Consider the following 20520-nt stretch of genomic DNA (forward strand, 5'->3'; position numbering starts at 1 on the left):
GAACTCACTCATTCCCCTGTGGCGAGGGAGCAAGCTCCCTCGCCACAGGTTCTGGGTTGTCTGGGTTGACGCCATCGCGAGCAAGCTCGCTCCCACATTTGTCAGAACAGCTTGGTGAACAACCAGTAGAGGCTGCCGGACAGCAGGATGGCAGCAGGCAGCGTCAGTACCCAGGCCATCACCAGGTTGCGGATGGTGCGCATCTGCAAGCCGGACCCGTTGGCGACCATGGTGCCGGCCACACCGGAGGACAACACATGGGTCGTGGACACCGGCAAACCGAACATGTCGGCGGCACCAATAGTCAGCATGGCGACGGTTTCGGCCGAGGCACCTTGGGCGTAGGTCAGGTGAGACTTGCCGATTTTCTCACCCACCGTCACCACGATGCGCTTCCAGCCGACCATGGTGCCCAGGCCGAGGGCGATGGCCACGGCGATTTTCACCCACAGTGGAATGAACCGCGTGGAATTGTCGATCTGCTGCTTGAACAATTGCAGCTGGGCACTGGTGTCGGCGTCGAAGTTGCCGACCTTGTTCTTGTCCATCAGGCGAATGGTTTCGCTGGTCAGGTACATGTCGTTGCGCACGTTGCCCACGGCTTCGGCGGGGACCTTGGCCAGCGAGCCGTAGCCCTTGACCTCGGCGCCGATGCTGCCGGTCATGGCGGCCAGGGCCGGGACCAATTGCGGCGTCGCTTCCTTGCTGCCCACGTAGGTGGAAAGGATCGCTCGCGGATTTGCCGGGGCCGGCAGCGGTGAGTGCTTGGCCAAGGCTTGCTGGGTAACTTGCGCCACGGCGGCGAATTGCAGCGCCTGGTCGGCCGGCATGGTGCGGTTCAGCGCATACGCCATCGGCAGGGTGCCGACCAGAATCAGCATGATCAGGCCCATGCCTTTCTGGCCGTCGTTGGAGCCGTGGGCGAATGACACGCCGGTGCAGGTCAGGATCAGCATGCCGCGAATCCACCAGGGCGGCGGAGTATTGCCTTCCGGGGCCTTGTACAGTGAGCGGTTCTTGACGAAGGCCCGCAGTGCCAGTAGCAGCAATGCAGCGCAACCGAAGCCCACCAGCGGTGACAACAGCAACGCATAGCCGATCTTGGTCGCCTGGGCCCAGTCCACACCGCTGGTGCCGTCACGCCCGTGCATCAGGGCATTGGCGACGCCCACACCGATGATCGAGCCGATCAGGGTATGGGACGATGACGCCGGCAAGCCCAGCCACCAGGTGCCCAGGTTCCACAGGATGGCGGCGATCAGCAGGGCGAAGATCATCGCGAAGCCGGCAGAGGAGCCGACTTGCAGGATCAGTTCCACCGGCAGCAGGGCGATGATGCCGAAGGCCACGGCGCCGCTGGAGAGCAGTACCCCGAGGAAGTTGAAGAAGCCCGACCAGGCCACGGCGAAGTTCGGCGCCATGGAGTTGGTATAAATGACCGTGGCGACGGCGTTGGCGGTGTCGTGGAAACCGTTGACGAATTCGAAGCCAAGGGCAATCAGCAGCGCCACGCCCAACAGCAGGAACGGCGTCCAGGTGGTCACCACGGTACCGAGTTCGCTCATGTCGTGCATCAGGCTGTAGGCGGTAAACAGCAGGCCGCTGCCCAGTACGGCAAAAAACACCACCAGGGTGATCACGCTCGGTTTGCGGTTGAGCTGCGGTCTTGAACTGGGGGCGATGGCACTCGATGAGTCCATGGCCAGGGTCTGGTTTGTCATGATGAAATCCGATTCAGTGAGCGGTGGAAGTGAGAGGCTCGGTGCCGGGCGTCCCTGCCTGGCTGGCCTTAATAGACCCGGGGCACGATGAGCTCCGGTGGCGTCGGACTGCGGGAGTAGTCTTGCTGTCGTACCCGCTGCGGCAGTTCGATGGCCGGCAGTTCCACCTCTTCATAGGGCATTTGCCCAAGCAGGTGATGGATGCAGTTGAGCCGGGCTTTTTTCTTGTCGTCAGCGTGCACCACCCACCAGGGGGCCTCGCTGATGTGCGTGCGTTCGAGCATGATTTCCTTGGCCTTGGTATAGGCCTCCCAGCGCCGACGGGACTCCAGGTCCATGGGGCTGAGCTTCCATTGCTTGAGCGGGTCATGGATGCGACTGAGAAAGCGCAGGTGCTGTTCCTGGTCGGAAATGGAGAACCAGTACTTGATCAACTGGATGCCGGAGCGGGCGAGCATCCGCTCGAATTCCGGCACGGTACGAAAAAACTCCTCGTACTGGTCGGCGGTGCAGAACCCCATGACTTGTTCGACGCCGGCGCGGTTGTACCAGCTGCGGTCGAACAGCACGATTTCACCCGCCGCTGGCAGGTGCGAAACGTAGCGCTGGAAGTACCATTGGGTCCGTTCGCGGTCGTTGGGGGCGGGCAGGGCCGCAATGCGACAGACCCGGGGATTGAGTCGCTGGGTGATGCGCTTGATCACGCCACCCTTGCCGGCAGCGTCGCGTCCTTCGAACAGGATCACGACCTTGTGCCCGGTCTTGACCACCCAGCTCTGCAGCTTCACCAGTTCGCCTTGAAGGCGGAACAGTTCGCTGAAATACCGTCGGCGGATTTCCTTCTCGCTGCTATCCGGGGAGTGTTTATCGAACAAGTCGTTCAAGTCATGCCCGTCTTCGGATAACTCCAGCTCCAGTTCTTCGTCACTGTGATCGAGCAGTTCACGGTGGATGCGTTGTACCAAGGTGTCCTGGGTTGAAAGCATGATGGAAAACTCGGTCGTGGAGGCGCCATCCACGCTAGTTGCATTTTGTTACACCGCGGTGAACGTCATCGGTGCTTCACGCGCTTTCCCCTGGCTAAAACGTTTATCTGTGGGAGGATGCCAGCACGATCAGGTTTTATCGATTACGCTCGAAGGCGCGGGGCTCGCCCGAAATTTCGCCGGCACGCGTCTGTTTTTTCATGGTCGAGCGCCAGGGGTGTCATCCAGGTGTCATCGAAGCCGTGGCAGGATCCTCGCAAACCATCGTGGGAAGTCCGGCAGCGCTTGTGCCTGCTGGCTGATGAATCAAGGAACACCGCTATGAAAGGCGACGCCCCCCTGTTCGCGGCCATTGACCTGGGCTCTAACGCCTTCCGCCTGATGATTGGCCAGTCGGTCAGGCGCAATCGACAGTTGGTGATCCAGGAAGTGAAGACCCTGCGTGAGCCGGTCCGATTGGCCGAGGGCCTGCAGGCCGGGGCTTTGGACGAGCTGGCGCTGGACCGGGGCTGGCAGGCGCTCGCTCGATTCGGCAAAAAACTGCGTGGCTTTGAAGCCGGACGGGTGCGGGCGGTGGCGACCAGTGCCGTGCGCGAAGCGGCGAATGCCCAGTTGTTCCTGGCCAGTGCCGAGCGGCACCTGGGGTTTCGGATCGACGTGCTGTCCGGGCATGAAGAAGCCCGGCTGGTGTACGCCGGTGTTGCCCACACGGTGCCCGGTGTCGAGCACACGCGGCTGGTGGTGGACATCGGCGGCGGCTCGACCGAACTGATTCTGGGGCAGGGCGCTCAACCGCTAGTGACGGAAAGCATCGCTATTGGCAGTGGCACCTTTGGCGCGCGTTACTTTCCGGGTGGATGCATCACCGCTCAGGCCTTGTTGGAGGCTGAGCGAGTGGCTGTGCTGCAGTTTGAAAAAGTGGCGGCGGGCTATCGCGCCCAGGGCTGGCAGCAGGCAATCGGTTCTTCCGGTACGGCGCGGATGTTGGCCAAAGTGCTCAAGGCCAATGGTTTCAACGATGTTGGGCAAGGCGGCATTACCTACGGTGGCTTATTGCGCCTGTCGTTGCGGTTGCTGGAAGTCGGCCATGTCGACCAGCTCAGACTGGCTGGCTTGCAAAGCCATCGCCTGGGCATCCTGCCCGGTGGCCTGGCGATCATGCTGGCGGCATTCAAGGTCTTCGGTATCTCGCAAATGATTGCTTCCGAGCCGGGCCTGAGGTTCGGCGTTCTTCATGGCCTGATTCATCAGCACTGATCACGGACGGTTGTTGCCCATTGCCGTCTATCAGCGATGGCTCAATTTCGAGCATCGACGCCTCTTCGGTGACCCCTTCTTTACCAGATCATCCAGCATTTCATCGCCTGGGCAGTCGGTATGTCCGGTTATCGCAAAGCGTGGGCCTGGATCAGGGTGATTGCGTGAACGGGGCTTTTCGCTCTTTCGATCTGCAGTCAGTGAAGGCACAATGCGCATCCTTTTTTGGCTCGCCTTGCCCGGAGGCCTCGAAAATGATCAAAACCCCGTACTACCTTATCGACAAACAAAAGCTGCTGGCGAACATGCAGAAGATCGCCTATGTGCGTGAGCAGTCCGGGGCCAAGGCCTTGTTGGCGCTCAAGTGCTTCGCCACCTGGTCGGTGTTCGACCTGATGCAGCAGTACATGGACGGCACCACGTCGTCGTCGCTTTACGAACTCAAGCTCGGCCGGCAGAAGTTCGCTGGCGAGACCCACGCCTACAGCGTGGCCTGGGCTGACGATGAAATCGAAGAGATGCTCGCCAACTGCGACAAGATCATCTTCAACTCCATTGGCCAGTTGCAGCGCTACACCGAGGCTTCGACCGACAAGGCCCGTGGCCTGCGGGTCAATCCGCAAGTGAGCAGCTCCGATTACCTGCTGGCCGACCCGGCGCGACCGTTCAGCCGCCTGGGCGAATGGGATCCGGTGAAAATCGAGCAAGTCATCGAGCATATCTCCGGCTTCATGTTCCACAACAACTGCGAGAACGGCGATTTCGGTTTGTTCGACCAGATGCTGGGCACTATCGAAGAGCGCTTTGGTCACTTGCTGCATAAGGTCGAGTGGGTCAGCCTCGGTGGCGGCATTCACTTCACCGGCGAGGGCTACGCCCTGGACGCCTTCTGCGCACGGCTCAAAGCCTTCTCGCAAAAATATGGCGTGCAGGTCTACCTGGAGCCGGGCGAGGCCGCGATCACCCAGAGCGCGTCGCTGGAAGTCACCGTGCTCGACACGCTCTACAACGGCAAGCACCTGGCCGTGGTGGACAGTTCCATCGAGGCACACATGCTCGATCTGCTGATCTATCGCCTGGACGCCAAGATGGCACCGAGCGAGGGCGAACACACCTACATGGTGTGCGGCAAATCCTGCCTGGCCGGAGATATTTTCGGCGAGTACCAATTCGATCGTCCGCTGTCCATCGGCGATCGGCTGTCGTTCATCGACGCAGCGGGCTACACCATGGTCAAGAAAAACTGGTTCAACGGCCTGAAAATGCCGTCCATCGTAGTGAAGCAGCTCGACGGCAGCGTCGAGGTGGTTCGCGAGTTTGTTTACGACGACTATCTGTCCAGCCTGTCTTGAGCTGGCGGAAGGAGAAATGAAGAAATTGAAGAAGAACGTACTTATCATTGGTGCAGGAGGTGTCGCCAAGGTGGTGGCCCACAAGTGCGCGCAGCACAACGACGAACTCGGTCGTATTGCTATCGCGTCGCGCAACATCTCCAAATGCCAGGCCATCATCGACAGCGTCAAGGCCAAGGGTAGCCTCAAGCAACCCGCCGACATCAAGGCCTTTGCACTGAACGCTCTGGATGTCGAAGCGACCAAGTCGCTGATTCGCGAAACCGAGTCGCAGATCGTCATCAACGTCGGCTCTGCCTTTCTCAACATGTCGGTGCTGCGAGCCTGCATCGATACCGGCGTGGCCTACCTGGACACCGCCATCCACGAAGAACCGGGCAAGGTCTGCGAGACGCCGCCCTGGTACGGCAACTACGAGTGGAACCACCTCCAGGAGTGCCAGGAAAAGAACATCACCGCCATTCTCGGTGTGGGCTTCGACCCGGGTGTGGTCAATGCCTATGCGGCACTGGCGCAGCAACAGCATTTCGACCGCATTGATTCGATCGATATTCTCGACGTCAATGCCGGCTCCCATGGCAAATATTTCGCCACCAATTTCGACCCGGAAATCAATTTCCGTGAGTTCACCGGACAGGTGTGGAGCTGGCAGGACAGCCAGTGGACCAGCAACACCATGTTCGAGGTCAAGCGCACCGACGACTTGCCGGTCGTAGGCTCGCAGAACCTGTACCTGACCGGCCACGACGAAGTGCACTCGCTGTCGAAGAACCTCGATGTGCCTAACGTGCGTTTCTGGATGAGCTTCGGTGAGCACTACATCAACGTGTTCACCGTACTGAAGAACCTCGGCCTGCTCTCCGAGCAACCGGTCAAGACCGCCGAAGGCCTGGAAGTCGTGCCGCTGAAGGTGGTCAAGGCCGTGCTGCCTGACCCGAGTTCGCTGGCGCCGGGCTACACCGGCAAGACCTGCATCGGCGACCTGGTCAAGGGCGTCAAGGATGGCCAGCCGCGCGAGATGTTCATCTACAACGTGGCCGACCACGAGGACGCCTACGCCGAAACCGACAGCCAGGGCATTTCCTATACCGCAGGCGTGCCACCCGTGGCCGCAGCCTTGCTGGTGGCCCGTGGCGAGTGGGACGTGCAGCGCATGGTCAACGTCGAGGAGCTGCCCGCCGAGGCGTTCCTCGAGGCGTTGGATGTGATGGGCTTGCCGACGCGCATCAAGGACGAGCATGGAGACCGTCCCTGGAACCAAAACGCCTGAAGGACGCCAGGCAGGTTCCGTTCCGACTCCCCGATAGGAACTGCAGAATCCCTCTGAATTCTGCAGGCGATTGAACCAGGCATGAATACCTGGCAATCAGTGGGGGTCTTGAAGAAATGCTCCGTATCGAAAGGTACGGAGCATTTTTCGTTTATGCCCGCGTCAAATGAATAACCTTGTGGCGAGGGGATTTATCCCCGCTGGGCTGCGCAGCAGCCCCCCCCTTTGTGATCGAAGATTCCAGCGGGAGAATAGTGGGGCGCGCAAATTTAAAAGGCATCCATTCACCACACGGTTGCGCCGAGGTGGGCTATCGCATTGATCAACGTGTTTGCGGGCAAGGGCTGGCAACGTTGGCCCTGAAACACCTGATCCACGCGGCGCGGATGCGTTGGGGCCTGACGCAACTGGTGGCTTATGTCTATGAGAACAATGGTGGCTCAAGGAAAGTCCTTGAACGGTGCGGGTTTGTGCCTGGAACGCTGTTGGGTAGCGAGGAAATCGAGGATGGAGGCCGCTTCGTGCTTTCGATCTAGAACTCGATCCACGCCGGACAGTGTCAGGCGTGGCTTGTACGTTTTAAATCCTCAATACTGAGCCTTCACCGCCGTGTTATAGCGCGACTGCAATTCGTCATAACCGGCCCTAGCGGCGGCGAGGTCCTGGTTCAGTTCATCGGCGTCGGCCCCTGAAGCCCAGTGTTGCTGCAATCGCTCCAGAGCGGTGAGCCATTCCTTGGCGGCGAAGCTGATGTGGGTCCACACGGGCCGGGTGCCGTTGGCCGAGCGCAAGCGGGGCAGGGCCTGCACTAAGGTTTCAGCCTCCGTCCAACGGATCGTGAGTGTCTGCTGCGCGGCAAGCAGGTGTTCCGGGCTAAGCGGTGCGCCTTCGGTCATGGCGTCGAGTGCATTGATGGTCTGGCGTGCCAGGATCATGAAGCGCAGGGTCTGCCAATGCTGGTCATGGCCCAGGCGTGTTTCGATGGCCGCCAACTGTTGCTCGCGAACGTGCAATTGCGGTTGCTCCAGCGCCTGGCGCAACGGTATCGCTTGGGTACGTACGTCTTGCAGGTTCAGGTTGAAGGCCTGTTCGAGTCGGTCGAGTTCGGGGGAAGGCAGTTCGTTCGACCGGTCCCCCAACCAGCGCTCGATGGCCAGGGCGTCAGGCCGTAGGCGGTCATAGGCCTTGACGTAGTTCTTGGCCTGGGTGTTCAGGTTGGCATCGTCGCTATGGAACCAGGGTTTGCAGGGGGCCTGGGTCCTCAGGATATCGTCGGAGCCCATGCCGAATCCGACAAAGTCCCGCCGGGTCGGCCATACATCCTTGGAAGGCACAAGAACGGCGTGATAGTCGGCGTAGCGCTGTTCCAGAAGCTCCGCACCTTCCACCAGGCAAGTGCTAATGGCCTGGATGTCGGTCCAGGATGAAAGGGTCGCTTTGTCGACGGTTTCCGAACTGGACACTCGCTGCACCAGCCAAGCCATCGTTAACAGGACGACAACCGCCGTGATAAAGGCGCGGGTGCTGATCATGGCTGTTTCGCCTGTGAGGTGTCGGGCTTATGCCACTGGGTGGCTGAAAGTTTGGAGGGACATGGCGAGTCCGTCAGTTGGCGGGCGGCGCAGGTACGCTGTGGCCAAGCCTGGAGGCCTTGATTCGCAGCAAGACTCGAGTGGTTGGCCAAGGCATTGCCCAGCATGACCAGGGGCACGAGCATTCCCAGGAACAGACCGACCAGTACATCCCCGGGCACGCGCTCATGGGCGCGGGCAATAAAGGACTTGCCGTGTCTGGCGGCGGTGCGTCGGCTCAGGGCTGCGAGCGTAGCGAGGATCCCGAAATAAGTTGCAGCTGCGAGAGCACCTCCGGCCAGGTAGATGGGAACACCGAGCAACCCGACCCAGAGACTTTCACGAATCGGCAAGGGTGCAGGACGTCGCAGACTCAGCCAATGACCAAAGCGCGTCTGGATCGATCGGTCGAGGCGCCAGGCACCGCGGCCCAGTACTTTGCAGAATGCATGCAGACCCCAGGCGACGACACCAAGCAGCAGCGCACGCAGAAGCATGTCGATCAAACTGGTGAGGAACGCGCCGCCAAGCTGATATTCGAAGGCCCAGCTCATGTAGGTTGAGGTGCCGAGCAGGGCTAGCGGCATGGCCAGGATCGGCGGTTGGCGACGTAGCGGGCGCCAAAGTTCCGGGGCCAACTGAGGCATTTCGTCCAGTAGACGGGGGTAGCGAAGCTGGACGTTGCGATACAGCGTTTCGCCAGCTGCCCAATCTTCGGCGCTGAAGCTCATGCTCAAGTGCATCCGGGCATTTTCATCGGCCGATCCAAACAGCATGCGTGCAGCCTGGGATTCGCTGCTGTGGGAACCCTGGGCGAGGCGAGCCTGCTGCTGAAGGAACGTAGCGCAGTGGCTGCGGGCAAGCAGTTGACTCCACCAGGGTTCCGGACACGGACTATGGTGGCCGGTCTGCTTCCAGCCCTGTTGCGCGCAGATGGCGTCGAACAGCTGTTCCGACCAAGTCGGTGCCTGCAGGAGGGCCATGGCCAGGCAGCGGTTCAGCCATTGCCGAGCGTCCAGGCTCTGTAGCCAAGGGCTGGCGTCGAGCTGGCGGGCGAGATCGAGAAAGCGTTGGCTATCGTGCCAGGCCCCGGTCAGGCGAGACCATGCCAGATCCATGAGCCTGCCGCGCAGTTGCTCGGTGGCGGCGCTGGGCAGGTCCTCGCGTTGCCAAGGGGTCAGCCAGTGCAATTGGGCAATGGCCGCTTCGGCCAGGTCGTAGGTATCTTCCTGCGCCAGGCAAAACTCCAGCAGGCCGTGTTCGAATTCACGCTCGCAGGCATAAAGACGCGCCTGCGTCAGGCGGCTGGCGAGGTTGGTCGCGTCTATCGCCTCCAGGCATTGCGCCGCCAGACGCTGGCTGGGGGAAGGCCCTGTCGGTGCCTGCCTCGGGGTTGGCAGTTCCATGAGGGGTAGCTCGATGGGGGCGGGCTGTTCTTCGTCGACGGCCACTTCCTGCTGCCAATCAGCCCACGCCAAAGCCTGCTCGTAGGCCTCTCGCAGGCGCTGGAACCCTTCGGGATCTTCGTCTGGACGATGCTGTTTGAGCAGGCTTGCATACTGGCGCTTGATGCTGCGCTTATCGGCGTCCTCCGGTAGCCCGAGTACCACCCAACAGGTCATCGCCAGACACCTTCTTCCAGGCTGTCGAGCTGGGCGCTGATCTGCAGCCGGAGCGCGCGGATGTCGTGCAGCTCCTGGGAATCGAGCATCTGGGCGAAGCGGGTCGCCAGCTCATCGATCCGCTGGCGCAGATCACCGCGGCTTTCCTGATAAAGGCGTTCCAGCCGGGCGATCAGCAAGGTATTGGGTTGTTCGTCCCGTGGATGGATCTTCAGCGCTTCCAGGGCCTTGAGGCGCTGGCTGATCTCTTCGCTATTCAGCACGCCGGCGTTGTTGGCGATCACCAGGTTGCGTCGCTCTCCTGTCTGGACGATCTGCGCATCGGCTTCCAGGAGGCCGTTGGTATCGTAGGTGAAGCGTACGTCGATCCCTACTTCTCCGGCAGGCATGGGCGGCACCGGAATTTCCAGTTCGCCCAGGAGAATGTTTTCACTGATCCGACGGCTTTCGCCCTGATAGACCTTCAGCAGCACGAACTTTTGCTGGTCCTGGAGTGTGAACACGCGCTTGACCTTGCTCACGGGCACCACGCAGTTGCGTTCGATGATCGGCAGGTAATGGCCGTTTTCGAGCTTGCCGCCATACTCGACCGCAATTTCGATGCCCATGGAATAAGGACAGACGTCCGTGAGCACGACTTCTTCAAGTGCCGCGTCGCGGCTTTTCAGCCCTGCCTGCACGGCGGCGCCCAATGCCACGGTTTCATCGGGGTTGAGCTGGATCGAGGGAAAACGTCCGAACAGGCTGGCGGCCAATTTGCGCACGAGTGGCATACGGGTGGTGCCGCCCACCAGCAATACTTCGTCCAGCTCACTGGCACGGATACGGGCATCGCGCAAAGCGGTTTCGATAGGGGCTCGAAGGCGGCTGAACAGGGGCGCATACAGATCGGTCAGACCGGCCTGGGTGTATTCGCGACGCCATTCGCGCTCGCCCTGGCGTACTGCAAACGTTGCGCTTGATTCCTGGCCCAGGAATTTGCGTACACGTTCGGCTTCACGGCGCAGTCGACCGTAGAGCTGAGCGTCTTCAAGGGTTAGCGGGCCCTCGGTGTTGTCCGCCTGGGCGGCAACGAAATCCTGGAGCAGCAGTGTGTCGAAATCTTCCCCACCCAGGTAGTTGTCGCCGGCGCTGGCGCGCACTTCCATGATGCCTTCAAACAGCTCCAGGATGGACACGTCGAAAGTCCCGCCGCCGAGGTCGAAAACCAGGAAGGTGCTGGCGCTATCGCGCTGGTGCAAGCCATAGGCGAGTGCGGCTGCGGTGGGTTCATTGATCAGTCGCTCGACCTTGAAGCCCGCCAGCTCACCGGCAATTTGCGTGGCCTTGCGCTGGGCATCGCTGAAGTAGGCGGGGACGCTGATGACGGCTTCTTCCACGGGTTCGCCGAAATGCCGCTCGGCATCCTCGCGCAAGCTGCGCAATACCATGGCCGAGAGTTCCTCGGCCCGGAACTGTTGATGACCAAGCGTGGTGAGGCGGGCGCTGCCCATATAGCGCTTGAAAAGCGAGGCGGTGACCTGGGGATGGGTCTGCAGGCGCTCCAGCGCCGCGCGGCCGACCATGACGCGGCCTTCGTCGTCCAGGCCTACCACGCTCGGTGTCAGCCACTCGCCCAATGCGTTGGGCACCAGTTGCGCCGCGCCGTCGCGCCATGCTGCGATCAGGCTATGGGTGGTGCCCAGGTCAATGCCGACAATCATGTCCGTTGGATCTCCTTAATCGATGCGTCGCAAGGGGCTATCTGCGAGCCGGTCAGTTTATCAGGCATGTATCGGCGTATTCGTGGAAATCTTTGAGGGGCATGGGCGAGTCTTGCATGGAGCATCAGCCCAACGCGTCGACCAGCCTCGGCAACCAGTGGGTCGCATCGCCCACCAGCGTTTTATCGGAAGCGGTCCCCATGGGTTCGATATTGATATGCACCATCCAGGCGCCATGTTCGGTTGCCAACGTCGGAATCCGTGCCGCCGGGTACACGTTTCCAGAGGTGCCAATGGAGAGCATGACGTCGCAGTCGCGGGCAGCGCTGAAGGCCTGGTCCAGTTCCTGTTCCGGCATGCCCTCGCCGAACCAGACGACATTGGGGCGGATCTGGCCGTCGCAGTGCTGGCAGCGTGGTGGTTCCAGGCTGTCACAGTCCGCCCTGACATCCACGGGCAACGCGCCCAGGTAGGGACGATTGCACTGGAAGCAACGAGCGCTGGCCAGATCGCCGTGGAGGTGAATCACCTCCTTGGATCCGGCTCGCTCGAGCAGGTCGTCGACGTTCTGTGTGATGACGGTCACATGGGGCAGGCACTGCGCCAGCCTGGCGACTGCCAGGTGCGCGTCATTGGGTTGCGCCTCGTTAACCAGCGTTCGGCGCCAGCTATACCATGCCCATACCAACGCAGGGTCTTTGGCGAAGGCAGCGGGGGTGGCCAGTTTCTTTGGGTCGTAACGTGCCCAGAGGCCAGTCGAGGGATCACGGAATGTGGAGATACCGCTTTGGGCTGAAATACCGGCCCCGGTAAAAATGGCAAGGTGCCTGGCGGCTCGCAGGCGTTTCACCGTTTCAGCGAAAATGACTTCTGAATTCATCGTCTCATCCCCTCGTCAAACCTGAGAGCACTGGTCGCGCAGCCAGTCGAAGTTGCTCCAGTACTTTCGGTCGCCGCCGGGCTGGGCGCGTTTTGTCTCGATGAAAGGGGCAAGTATCTGGTGGCAGTGCTTGATACTCGGTGCCCAGTTTTCGATGATGATGTGTTTGTTCTTGATCAAGTCGGCACGCAATAACGCCGCGACGACGTCGTAGTTCGCACAGGTCAGCGAGGCATGCTGGACATGGGTGGCGTCCCACTGGTCATGGTGCAGGGTCGACAGCGTGGCGCGAACCGCTTGCCGGGCATCGCGGGCCTGGCTGGTTTGCAGGAACTCGACAATCGAAATGATGCTCTGGGCCTCGGAAGCCTGTTGCGTCGCCTTCAGTTGTGCCGTCAGGATGACCACCTGGCGAACAACCAGGTACATCGACGGCAGGGCCACCAAGGCCACGGCCACCTGTACCACCAACGTCCATGTTTCGTAATTAGTCATTTTTTTCTCTCTTGCTCCTTTAGTAATTCAAGTGTTCTCGAGTCGACACTCACCTCGCCATTCAGCGCCTGGGCATACACGGAATGCTCGCCCGCAGCCACTGCAAAAAGCGTCATGCATGACGCGAATTTCATGGCATCAAGTGTCCCCAGGAGTTTCTCTGCAGCGACGTCCGAGTCCAGTACGGCACGGGTCGCGCGCTCGAGTCGCGGTCCCAAAAGCGGGTGATGCAAATAGTCGCGCGTCTCTTCAATGCCGCGCAGGCCATAGTAGGTGGCGTTCTCGCTGACCCCCAGGCCGCGTAATTGAGGAAAGATGAACCACATCCAGTGGCCTTCCTTGCTACCACGCCGCAGTTCAAGCAAGGCGTGGTCGTAGGTTGACGCTTGTGCCTGGACAAAACGCTCCAGTGATTCGGTCATGCGGGCCTCTGATACGGTTTCAAGGCTGAAGAATGCAGCGTGTCCAGGTTCGATCAAAATAGTGGCTTTATGATGTCACGGCTTGGCGCGTATCGGTAGCCTTGATCATCACTCCTCATCCCGACAGGAACAAAGCCTATAGCACACTTGCGCTATAGCGCCGGTTGGCACTCGACCCATAACCTATGAGCGCTGTCGGGTTCTCGATCAGTCGCAACGAGCTCATTTGAAGATGGATCTGTTTTTGAAAACTACATCGGCCAGAAGACCCAACGTCAACACGGCTTGGCGCAAACGCCTGGCAACAGCGTTCACCGCCTCGGCCCTTGTCGCCAGCGCATCGGCATCGACCGCCAGTGCAACGTCTTCTGCAGCTTGCACCAACGAAGCGGACTTTCAGGCCGGGACAGTGGTGGAGTATGAAAGCCGTGACAACCTGTCGTCGGCCATCAGTCGCGGCAAAACCGAGGCGTTGGGGCGCGAGGCATTTGCCGACGCCAATCCGGTGGCTTCGGCGCACACGTCGTTCTTGAATAACGTGCCGTTCTTCCTGACGACAACCTTCGCCGAAATCAAGGACGATCGACTGATTCGTTACGGTGATCGCCATGGCGCCGGGGCATCGTTGGTGACCACCACCTACCAGCCTCCTGCTTCCACACCGATTGACCTGCAACCTGGGCAGACCGTCACCGTCAGCTACACAACCAAAGCCGTGAGCGCCGGGGCAACCATCGAGTTCGATGTCGTCGAGAAGCTGACTTATAACGGTCGTGAAACGATCAAGACGGCCCTCGGTACGTTTGATACCTGCAAGTTCACCAATGAAATCTCTACGGGCTCGGTTTCAGCCACGCAGCCGAAAAACGTGGTCGTTGTGCAGAATTGGTTTCCCGCGGAGGGGCCTTACCGTGGCCAGTCGATCCGATCAGTCACGCCGCCGGCCAATGGTGTTGCGCAGCGAATCACTGAAGTCGTCAAGATGCAGTATGAGGCGCGATGAACGACGCGTTCGAGTCAGAAGATTTGCCGGATTATCGTGGCAGACGCACATCCGCTGTTCCGAGAGGGGATGATGGTGTTGCTGGAACATCTCCCTTCACCTTGCGCATTCATGTTTCTTCGCGAATCCGTGCGCTGAACGTCCCCAGCAGGGGCTGGCCAGGTACCTTGCGTTAGTCGGGATGATAAATCGACGCCTGTCAAAGGCCAGGCGCCGATCCGTCCAGCGCTTACAGCCAGTACCGCAAACCGAGCATCACGGTCTGTGCGTTGTACTCCGTTTTCACATCGGCCTGGGGCAGGCCCTGGATCTTGCCGAAGTTCGCTTCGCCGGTCTTGAAGTAGCGATAATCCAGGGACATGGACCAATGTTCGCTGAGCTCGTAAGCGACGCCGGCGCCGAGTTGCCAGGCCGTGACGGTGTCGCGATGGGTGCCGCCGAACTCGACGCCGCCAGCTTCCAGGCCTGTGATGGTCAGCACGGCGTAGCCCAGGCCACCGCCTACATAAGGTGTGAAGCGGCTCAAGGGGGCCGGCAGGTTCGAGATGTCATACCAGAGGTTGGCCATGAGGCTGGTGGCTTCCTGTTCGCCTTTGCCCTCGATGCTGGTGCCGCCTTCGTAGACCCGGTTATTGAACTGGTCCATGGTGTTGCGGCGGTAGCTCAGCTCCACCTCGGGCCGTAGCCCGACCGGGAACCGCCAGCCCAGTGCCAGCCCGGTAGCGTAGCCCGAGTGCAGCGGTTGATTGTATTCCATCTCGACGAAGTCGAGGTTGTTCTGGGTCAGGTCCTGTTCAGCGACCCAGTTCACCCCGCCCATGCCACTGACATAAGGGCCAAGTGTGTCGGCGAAGGTCGATGCTGGGGCGATGACACCCAGGCCAACGATGCCCATGACAAGATACTGGGTGTTTTTTTGTAGGTTCATGCTAGATCCGAAATGTGCTGTTATCGATAAGTAGGCGAAGCGAGTCCGGGAAGGCGCGTTCAGCGCGCCTCCTGCCGGGAGGTATTCATACGAGGTGCAAAGGCGTCGCGGTTTTCCCGTGCCCCGGGGCGCCGATGGCCCGTTGTTCAGCCAGCGTGCACAGGTTGTCCAGTGCCGTGGTCATCGCTGCAGTCAACGCTTTGCGCAGCAGCCCGCGGTAGAGGAAGCTCAGCGGGCCGGAAATCTTCGCGCTATGGATGACATGGGTTTCATCGGGAGAAATCCTGCGCATCTGGTGATCGAATTCGAGGTCGATCCACAGCAGCCGTGCGCTGTTGCGATAGCTTTCGTGCAGGCTTACGGCTTCCAGTTTCAGTGGCATGTTCAAGCCATTCTTGAGCACACATTTGCCGCGCGTCCCCACCTGGAACGGGCCGTCGAGTTGACACTGGCGGACGTCGGTATCCCATAGCGGCGCTTCTGCAAAATTGCTCCAGATCTTCCAGATTTCAGAAGGAGGCGATTTAACTATGACTTGCACTTTGACATCGTTCACGGCGACACCTTGGTTGTGGGGGGCACGGTCATGCTGGAGGGCAGATCCATTCAATGCTCAGGCCGCCGGTGCGGATTGACTCAGCACCTGAGCGGTAATGCTCGCTTGACCGATTTTTTCGCCCCGGTTGAACAGGTCGATATAGATGCGGTTGGTCTTGAATGCCTGGAGCGCCGCATCAAAGCCGGCTTGCGGCGCCAATGAGAGCGGGCTGTTCCTGGGGATGGGGCGATCCAGGGTGAAGCTCAAGGCCAGCAGATTCATCGGGGTATTGAGTGGAATCCGCAGATGACTGTGGGCGATCTGCATGTAGCACTGGCGAGCGACTTCGAGGAAATACACCATCGAATAGTGCTCGGGATCACCGGCCTGGAAGAAGTGTTCCGGCGGCAGCTTCAACGTGTCCACGCTCAGGCCCTGGGCGACGCTGCTCATCTCACTGACGATGACGTTCTCCTCCCTGGCCTTGTGCAACAGGGCCTTGTTACGGCAGGGCGTGGCGGTGAATTCGCTGGCTGGCAATGTCTCGAACGCCGAGCTGTAGCCCATCCCCAGGACGCAGGTGCACATCACTTTTGCACCTTGCATGACCTTGGCATTGAACACCTGGGGATCCTGGCCTTGCTCGACATGCAGATCGATCACGCCCTGCTTCTGCACGTATTGCTGGAACTTGATCGTCAGGCTCTTGATGTAGGCGACCCGTCCGCTCAGAGGCGGCATGGCCAGTTCGATCAGTTGCAGCACCCCCTCAAGCAGCAAAATGCCCGGGACGTGATCCAGGGGATGATCGAAAAAGTACGGGTGCGCTTCATTCACCACGAGCTGGGCATGCAGCGACTGAGGGCTGCGCTGGGCGTTGGCGATCACGATATGCTCCGCGCTGCGCTGCCAGTGCGTCGGGCGCTGGGTTGTGTCGCCACGGTGCAGGGCGAACAGGCTTTCCATGGCGCGAACCCGCACCCGCAGCCCGGAGAGCAGGGTGCTGGTGAGCATGTCGCTGAGTTGCTGCACGTCGACGCCATCGTTCTGCGGTTCGCGGACCAGGCTGACAGGCCGGGCAGGCGTGATGACCTGCTGCAGTTCGTGGGATGACGAATGGGCAAAGCGCAGCATGAAGGGATGCTTGATGGGCGAGCTGGCCTCGGCCGCCGTCGGGCTCCATTGGCGAAGCTTCTCGGTAAACAACCACATCACCGTCTTGCCGGCGTCGCGTACCTCGATCACGGAATGGGTCGCGCCCTTCAACATCACCGCCAACAGGGTCTCGATGCCACTGGCTTCAGCCAGGAAACCGGTCATCTCTTGCAGTGATCCACTGGCAGGTGTCGCAGCAGGCTGCAACTGACAGACCTCAACGTCTGCATAGTCGCTCGGCGCTTTGCCCAGCTGTCGGCAAGCTTCTTCCAGCGAGTCGGCAGCGTGGGCGAGGACCGCCGCACGGATCACCAACAAGGGTTTGTCAGCGGCCTCCGGTTGATAGCGACGCAGCGCGATCAGTCCCAGTCCTTCACCTTGCGTGATCGTGCTGCACCGGGCGCGCTCGACCTCGATTTCACCGCTGACAAAACGCCCTGCGCCGAGCAGCAGCGTGGTGATGCCGTCGTTGAACCATTGCGGCGAGGCCAGCAAGGTTTGCCAGAACAGTCCCGCCGTGCCGACCAGGGTCTGATGGAAACCCTTGAAGTCAAAGATCTGCGCCGGGTAGCCGGACAACATGTTCGGCAGCATGGTTGCCACGTCAGTCACTTCGACGCCCGGTGCCGCACCTTGTGCCCGGGAGTAGAAGTTGTGGGCGCTGCTATAGGCATTGCTGAAGCGCTCGCCACCCATGTTGCAGCACATGACCATCGCTGTGCCGGGCGAACCGGCTACACCCGGCAAGCGTCGCAGCAAATGATTGACGCGATCGGTGATCAACAGCTTGAACGGGTCGACATGAGCCAATGGCTTGGGCCCCATGCCAAAGCCATCGATATCGATGACGTGGTCCTGTGCGAGGAATTTTCCCAGCAACGGTTGACCGGGCGCCGGGGTGTAATCAACGAAGCGCCCATAAGGGAACATGACCGAGGGGGCGGCGGGTTGATCGAGTTGCTGCTGGAATGACTGCAAGGAACGGTGGCTGCCCAGCGCTGCTTCAGCCTCGACAATGGCAAGATTCAGCAGCACCACACCGCTGGCGTTCGCCGGGGGCGCGGCAGGGCGGTCGGCGGGAATGTATTCGTCCACCACCAGATGCGCGTTGGCGCCGCCGAAACCAAAGCTGGAGATGCCAATGCGGATTGCAGACTGACGCTCCTCCAGCGGGTGTACCTGCTGGGTGGCGAGTCGCAGGCAGGTCTCGTCGACCTTCGTGCTGGGGCGGTAACCGGGCTGCGGTGGAATGCCTTTATGGCGCAGTATCATCAACGCCTTGGCGAGCGAAGCACCACCGGCAGCGGCCAGGGGATGGCCAATGACCGACTTGATCGAGCCGATGGTGATTTTCTTGCCGTCCGGGCGATGAGGGGCAAAGAAACTGTTCAGCGAGGCCAGCTCCGTTGCGTCCCCCAGCGGTGTACCGGTGCCGTGGGTCTCGATGTAGTCCACGTCCCGTGGATCAAGGCCGCGATAGGCACGTTGGTAGGCCGAGTACTGGGCCTGTTTGCCCGGCGCAAACACCGAGCCTTCGGCGCCGTCGGCGGACATGCCCAAGGCGCGCAGCACGCCCAGGGGACGGCGCTGCGCCGTCAGGGCCTGGGCAACCGGTTCGACCAGAAAGGCCACCGCACATTCGCCCGGCACAATGCCGTCGGCGTCCTGGCCGAACGCTTCCATGCGCGCGCGGGCGGAAAAGGCCGTCAACTGCGAGAAGCCCAGGAACAGCGCCGGTGGCAACACGGTGTTGAGGGCCATGACAATCGCGTTGTCCGCCTGGCCACTGTTGACCAGCGCCTGGGCCATATCCAGGGCATAGGGGAACGAGCTGCACGCGGTGTCTACCGATAACGCCGGCCCGCCCAAGGCAAAGGCCGCCGCCAGTTCCGCTACTTGTTCGCCCGGTGTAAAGCCTTGCGGTGTGTCGGTTTTTCCGGACAGGCCGGTGACGAAATAGCTCTCGTCGCTCCAGGATGTCGCGACCACCAGCGCAGTGCGTTCCCTGCTCAGCGCCGAGCCTTGTCCAGCGAGTTGGGTGAGCAGCGCCTGGAGCACTTTCTTGCCGATGGCGACCTGTCGTCCTTCGTGCCGTGATGGGGTCGAGACGTCGTCGGTCAGGCAGAAAGCGCTGTCCAGGTAGGTGCGATCCTTCTCCCCGGTCGTGCTTGAATAGATCGACGCCTTGTCCAGTTCCCAGCGTGCCGGCATGGATTCGATCGGTGCGATCTGCCCTTGCGAGAGCAACTGCCAAAGCGCATCCGTGGACGGTGCTCCCGGAAACTCGCCCGCCATCGCGCTGAAGCAAAAATCGCCCGTTGTTGTTACTGCGCCACTCATACCCTGTCTCCCTGATCGCCAAAAAAACTGGGTGACCTGTTCGATCACCCGGATTCCATTCCTGTCGCTCGTTGCCGGTCAGCTCAGCCTGGCGAGCAACGACAGGGCATCTTGCGGCGTGCGACGGGACATCAGCGCTTCACCGGCAAACTCGCTGGCAGAGCACTGTTGTGCCATGGATTGGCAGAGCGCCTCTCGGGCAAAGCCGTTGAGACCCAGTTGGGCGAACGGCGTCTGGATGTCGATCGACTGCGCGGTGTCCGGGATCAGCGGAGACAGGGCGTTGAGCAGCAAGTTTTCCTCCTGCCCTTGGATGTCCGTCGTGGCCGGTGAAGGCTCGTCGGCAGGTGCTGCCTGCGGCTGGGGATCGGCCAGGGCGGCTTGAATCAGGGCAATGGTGGCCATTGGGAACTTGGCGTTGGCCAGCTCGGAACTGTGAGCCTTGAGTTGCGGCCACATGGCCACTACCGATTCGAGGAAGTCCAATTGCACCAGCGAATCCAGGCCCAGGCTTTCATAACTTTGTGTCGGGTCGATCTGTTCAACCGTAAAACCGGTGATGGTCGCCAACTGGTCGAATACCCACGCGTGGACATCCACCGACGGTGCCTGCGGATCGGCTTCAAGCCGTGCCAGCAAGGCGGTCGGGGTCGGGGCATCGAAGAGCTGCGAGGTGAGGTCTTTCTTTTCCGGGAAGTGCTGGGCCAGGGATTCGAAAATATCCACCAGCCCCAGGGAGTCGATCCCCAGGCTCTCGAAGCTCTGATCGAAGTCGATCTGTTGCGCCTGGAACCCGGTGACCGAGCTGATTTCGGCGCGCAACCATTGCCCGTAGTTGAGTGCGGCTGGCTGTTCGACGGCTTCGACGACGGGCGCCGGGGCCGTTATTGTCGGATTCGAGTGGGCCGGCTCCAGGGCAGGAGCACTTTTGTTGATAGGGGCTTCGATCCCATTGACATAAACGCCTTCAAGGACTTGTTGATGAGCATTGAAATAATGCGCAGTGACCGTTTCGGCTTGTTCCAAGAGCCGCAGCAATATCGATTCTTTGGCGACATTGGATTCGCACAGTGAATCAATGATTTTTTCGGAAAGAGAGAAATAGCTATGGGCTATTCTCCCATTGGACACGATGAATTCCTGCACAACATCGTTAAGTTGCAAGCGCATAAGATTCTCCTAACCAAGTCGGTCGATATTTCTTTAAGTAAGAAAGATCAAAATTCATGGCCCAGGGCAGGGCCTTGTTTATATCAATTAATCAAACTGGCAGTAGC

Annotated in this window: 16 protein-coding genes and 1 pseudogene; 5 read left to right on the forward strand and 12 right to left on the reverse strand. The window is 60.5% G+C overall.

Going from position 1 to position 20520, the window contains the following annotated elements; genetic code table 11:
- Positions 1 to 101: 101 nt before the first annotated feature.
- Positions 102 to 1721, reverse strand: coding sequence for an inorganic phosphate transporter (locus HU749_RS13595; RefSeq protein WP_186652206.1), 1620 nt, complete (start codon positions 1719 to 1721; stop codon positions 102 to 104).
- Between the two features lie 68 nt (positions 1722 to 1789).
- A complete protein-coding gene (gene ppk2 / locus HU749_RS13600) occupies positions 1790 to 2707 on the reverse strand; it encodes a polyphosphate kinase 2 (protein WP_186652208.1) in 918 nt (305 codons plus the stop codon).
- A gap of 321 nt (positions 2708 to 3028) precedes the next feature.
- Between ppk2 and HU749_RS13605 the strand changes: the two genes are divergently transcribed.
- From HU749_RS13605 to HU749_RS13620, 4 genes and pseudogenes are all read left to right on the forward strand, one after another.
- Positions 3029 to 3964 carry a Ppx/GppA family phosphatase gene (locus tag HU749_RS13605; RefSeq protein ID WP_186652210.1) on the forward strand — a complete coding sequence of 312 codons (936 nt, stop codon included), beginning with the start codon at positions 3029 to 3031 and terminating at the stop codon, positions 3962 to 3964.
- Between the two features lie 254 nt (positions 3965 to 4218).
- A complete protein-coding gene (nspC, locus tag HU749_RS13610; RefSeq protein ID WP_186652212.1) occupies positions 4219 to 5316 on the forward strand; it encodes a carboxynorspermidine decarboxylase in 1098 nt (365 codons plus the stop codon).
- A gap of 25 nt (positions 5317 to 5341) precedes the next feature.
- Positions 5342 to 6586 carry a saccharopine dehydrogenase family protein gene (locus HU749_RS13615; protein ID WP_018603827.1) on the forward strand — a complete coding sequence of 415 codons (1245 nt, stop codon included), beginning with the start codon at positions 5342 to 5344 and terminating at the stop codon, positions 6584 to 6586.
- 191 nt (positions 6587 to 6777) lie between these two features.
- A pseudogene (locus tag HU749_RS13620) lies at positions 6778 to 7122 on the forward strand (GNAT family N-acetyltransferase); the annotation flags it as partial.
- 51 nt (positions 7123 to 7173) lie between these two features.
- Here the strand turns inward: HU749_RS13620 and HU749_RS13625 are convergent.
- The 6 genes from HU749_RS13625 to HU749_RS13650 all read right to left on the reverse strand — a co-directional run bounded on the left by HU749_RS13625 (position 7174) and on the right by HU749_RS13650 (position 13279).
- The gene (locus HU749_RS13625; protein WP_186652214.1) at positions 7174 to 8118 is read right to left on the reverse strand and encodes a DUF3829 domain-containing protein; all 945 of its coding nucleotides are present in this window, start codon (positions 8116 to 8118) and stop codon (positions 7174 to 7176) included.
- Positions 8115 to 9779 (reverse strand): J domain-containing protein, encoded by a 1665-nt coding sequence (locus tag HU749_RS13630; protein WP_079301818.1) that lies wholly within the window; start codon positions 9777 to 9779, stop codon positions 8115 to 8117. Before HU749_RS13630 ends, HU749_RS13625 begins: the two co-directional genes overlap by 4 nt.
- Positions 9776 to 11482: a molecular chaperone HscC gene (locus tag HU749_RS13635; RefSeq protein WP_186652216.1), complete on the reverse strand. Its 1707-nt coding sequence runs from the start codon at positions 11480 to 11482 to the stop codon at positions 9776 to 9778. Before HU749_RS13635 ends, HU749_RS13630 begins: the two co-directional genes overlap by 4 nt.
- Before the next feature lie 124 nt (positions 11483 to 11606).
- Positions 11607 to 12362 (reverse strand): SIR2 family NAD-dependent protein deacylase, encoded by a 756-nt coding sequence (locus tag HU749_RS13640; RefSeq protein ID WP_014338480.1) that lies wholly within the window; start codon positions 12360 to 12362, stop codon positions 11607 to 11609.
- A gap of 15 nt (positions 12363 to 12377) precedes the next feature.
- Positions 12378 to 12857 carry a DUF4760 domain-containing protein gene (locus HU749_RS13645; protein WP_041475946.1) on the reverse strand — a complete coding sequence of 160 codons (480 nt, stop codon included), beginning with the start codon at positions 12855 to 12857 and terminating at the stop codon, positions 12378 to 12380.
- Complete coding sequence (locus HU749_RS13650) at positions 12854 to 13279, reverse strand: DUF1810 domain-containing protein (RefSeq protein WP_014338482.1); 426 nt, start codon at positions 13277 to 13279, stop codon at positions 12854 to 12856. Before HU749_RS13650 ends, HU749_RS13645 begins: the two co-directional genes overlap by 4 nt.
- 232 nt (positions 13280 to 13511) lie before the next feature.
- Between HU749_RS13650 and HU749_RS13655 the strand changes: the two genes are divergently transcribed.
- Complete coding sequence (locus tag HU749_RS13655) at positions 13512 to 14282, forward strand: hypothetical protein (RefSeq protein WP_186652231.1); 771 nt, start codon at positions 13512 to 13514, stop codon at positions 14280 to 14282.
- Between the two features lie 229 nt (positions 14283 to 14511).
- On the opposite strand, the gene HU749_RS13660 is transcribed toward HU749_RS13655, so the two are convergent.
- The 4 genes from HU749_RS13660 to HU749_RS13675 all read right to left on the reverse strand — a co-directional run bounded on the left by HU749_RS13660 (position 14512) and on the right by HU749_RS13675 (position 20413).
- Complete coding sequence (locus tag HU749_RS13660; protein WP_079301821.1) at positions 14512 to 15210, reverse strand: outer membrane protein; 699 nt, start codon at positions 15208 to 15210, stop codon at positions 14512 to 14514.
- A gap of 85 nt (positions 15211 to 15295) precedes the next feature.
- The gene (locus HU749_RS13665; protein ID WP_046062182.1) at positions 15296 to 15766 is read right to left on the reverse strand and encodes an SRPBCC family protein; all 471 of its coding nucleotides are present in this window, start codon (positions 15764 to 15766) and stop codon (positions 15296 to 15298) included.
- Positions 15767 to 15823: 57 nt separating this feature from the next.
- Positions 15824 to 19243: a polyketide synthase family protein gene (locus HU749_RS13670; protein WP_186652218.1), complete on the reverse strand. Its 3420-nt coding sequence runs from the start codon at positions 19241 to 19243 to the stop codon at positions 15824 to 15826.
- A gap of 78 nt (positions 19244 to 19321) precedes the next feature.
- Positions 19322 to 20413, reverse strand: a complete 1092-nt coding sequence (locus HU749_RS13675; protein WP_186652220.1) for an acyl carrier protein — start codon at positions 20411 to 20413, stop codon at positions 19322 to 19324.
- Between the last annotated feature and the right edge of the window lie 107 nt (positions 20414 to 20520).

It is taken from the genome of Pseudomonas ogarae (genome assembly GCF_014268695.2).
Taxonomy (GTDB): Bacteria; Pseudomonadota; Gammaproteobacteria; order Pseudomonadales; family Pseudomonadaceae; genus Aquipseudomonas; species Aquipseudomonas kilonensis.

What these genes read in the sequence shown, in the direction of transcription:
- HU749_RS13595 (WP_186652206.1), bottom strand. Translation starts at nt 1,721, where the DNA reads ATGACAAACCAGACCCTGGCCATGGACTCATCGAGTGCCATCGCCCCC.
- ppk2 (WP_186652208.1), bottom strand. Translation starts at nt 2,707, where the DNA reads ATGCTTTCAACCCAGGACACCTTGGTACAACGCATCCACCGTGAACTG.
- HU749_RS13605 (WP_186652210.1), top strand. Translation starts at nt 3,029, where the DNA reads ATGAAAGGCGACGCCCCCCTGTTCGCGGCCATTGACCTGGGCTCTAAC.
- nspC (WP_186652212.1), top strand. Translation starts at nt 4,219, where the DNA reads ATGATCAAAACCCCGTACTACCTTATCGACAAACAAAAGCTGCTGGCG.
- HU749_RS13625 (WP_186652214.1), bottom strand. Translation starts at nt 8,118, where the DNA reads ATGATCAGCACCCGCGCCTTTATCACGGCGGTTGTCGTCCTGTTAACG.
- HU749_RS13630 (WP_079301818.1), bottom strand. Translation starts at nt 9,779, where the DNA reads ATGACCTGTTGGGTGGTACTCGGGCTACCGGAGGACGCCGATAAGCGC.
- HU749_RS13635 (WP_186652216.1), bottom strand. Translation starts at nt 11,482, where the DNA reads ATGATTGTCGGCATTGACCTGGGCACCACCCATAGCCTGATCGCAGCA.
- HU749_RS13640 (WP_014338480.1), bottom strand. Translation starts at nt 12,362, where the DNA reads ATGAATTCAGAAGTCATTTTCGCTGAAACGGTGAAACGCCTGCGAGCC.
- HU749_RS13645 (WP_041475946.1), bottom strand. Translation starts at nt 12,857, where the DNA reads ATGACTAATTACGAAACATGGACGTTGGTGGTACAGGTGGCCGTGGCC.
- HU749_RS13650 (WP_014338482.1), bottom strand. Translation starts at nt 13,279, where the DNA reads ATGACCGAATCACTGGAGCGTTTTGTCCAGGCACAAGCGTCAACCTAC.
- HU749_RS13655 (WP_186652231.1), top strand. Translation starts at nt 13,512, where the DNA reads ATGGATCTGTTTTTGAAAACTACATCGGCCAGAAGACCCAACGTCAAC.
- HU749_RS13660 (WP_079301821.1), bottom strand. Translation starts at nt 15,210, where the DNA reads ATGAACCTACAAAAAAACACCCAGTATCTTGTCATGGGCATCGTTGGC.
- HU749_RS13670 (WP_186652218.1), bottom strand. Translation starts at nt 19,243, where the DNA reads ATGAGTGGCGCAGTAACAACAACGGGCGATTTTTGCTTCAGCGCGATG.
- HU749_RS13675 (WP_186652220.1), bottom strand. Translation starts at nt 20,413, where the DNA reads ATGCGCTTGCAACTTAACGATGTTGTGCAGGAATTCATCGTGTCCAAT.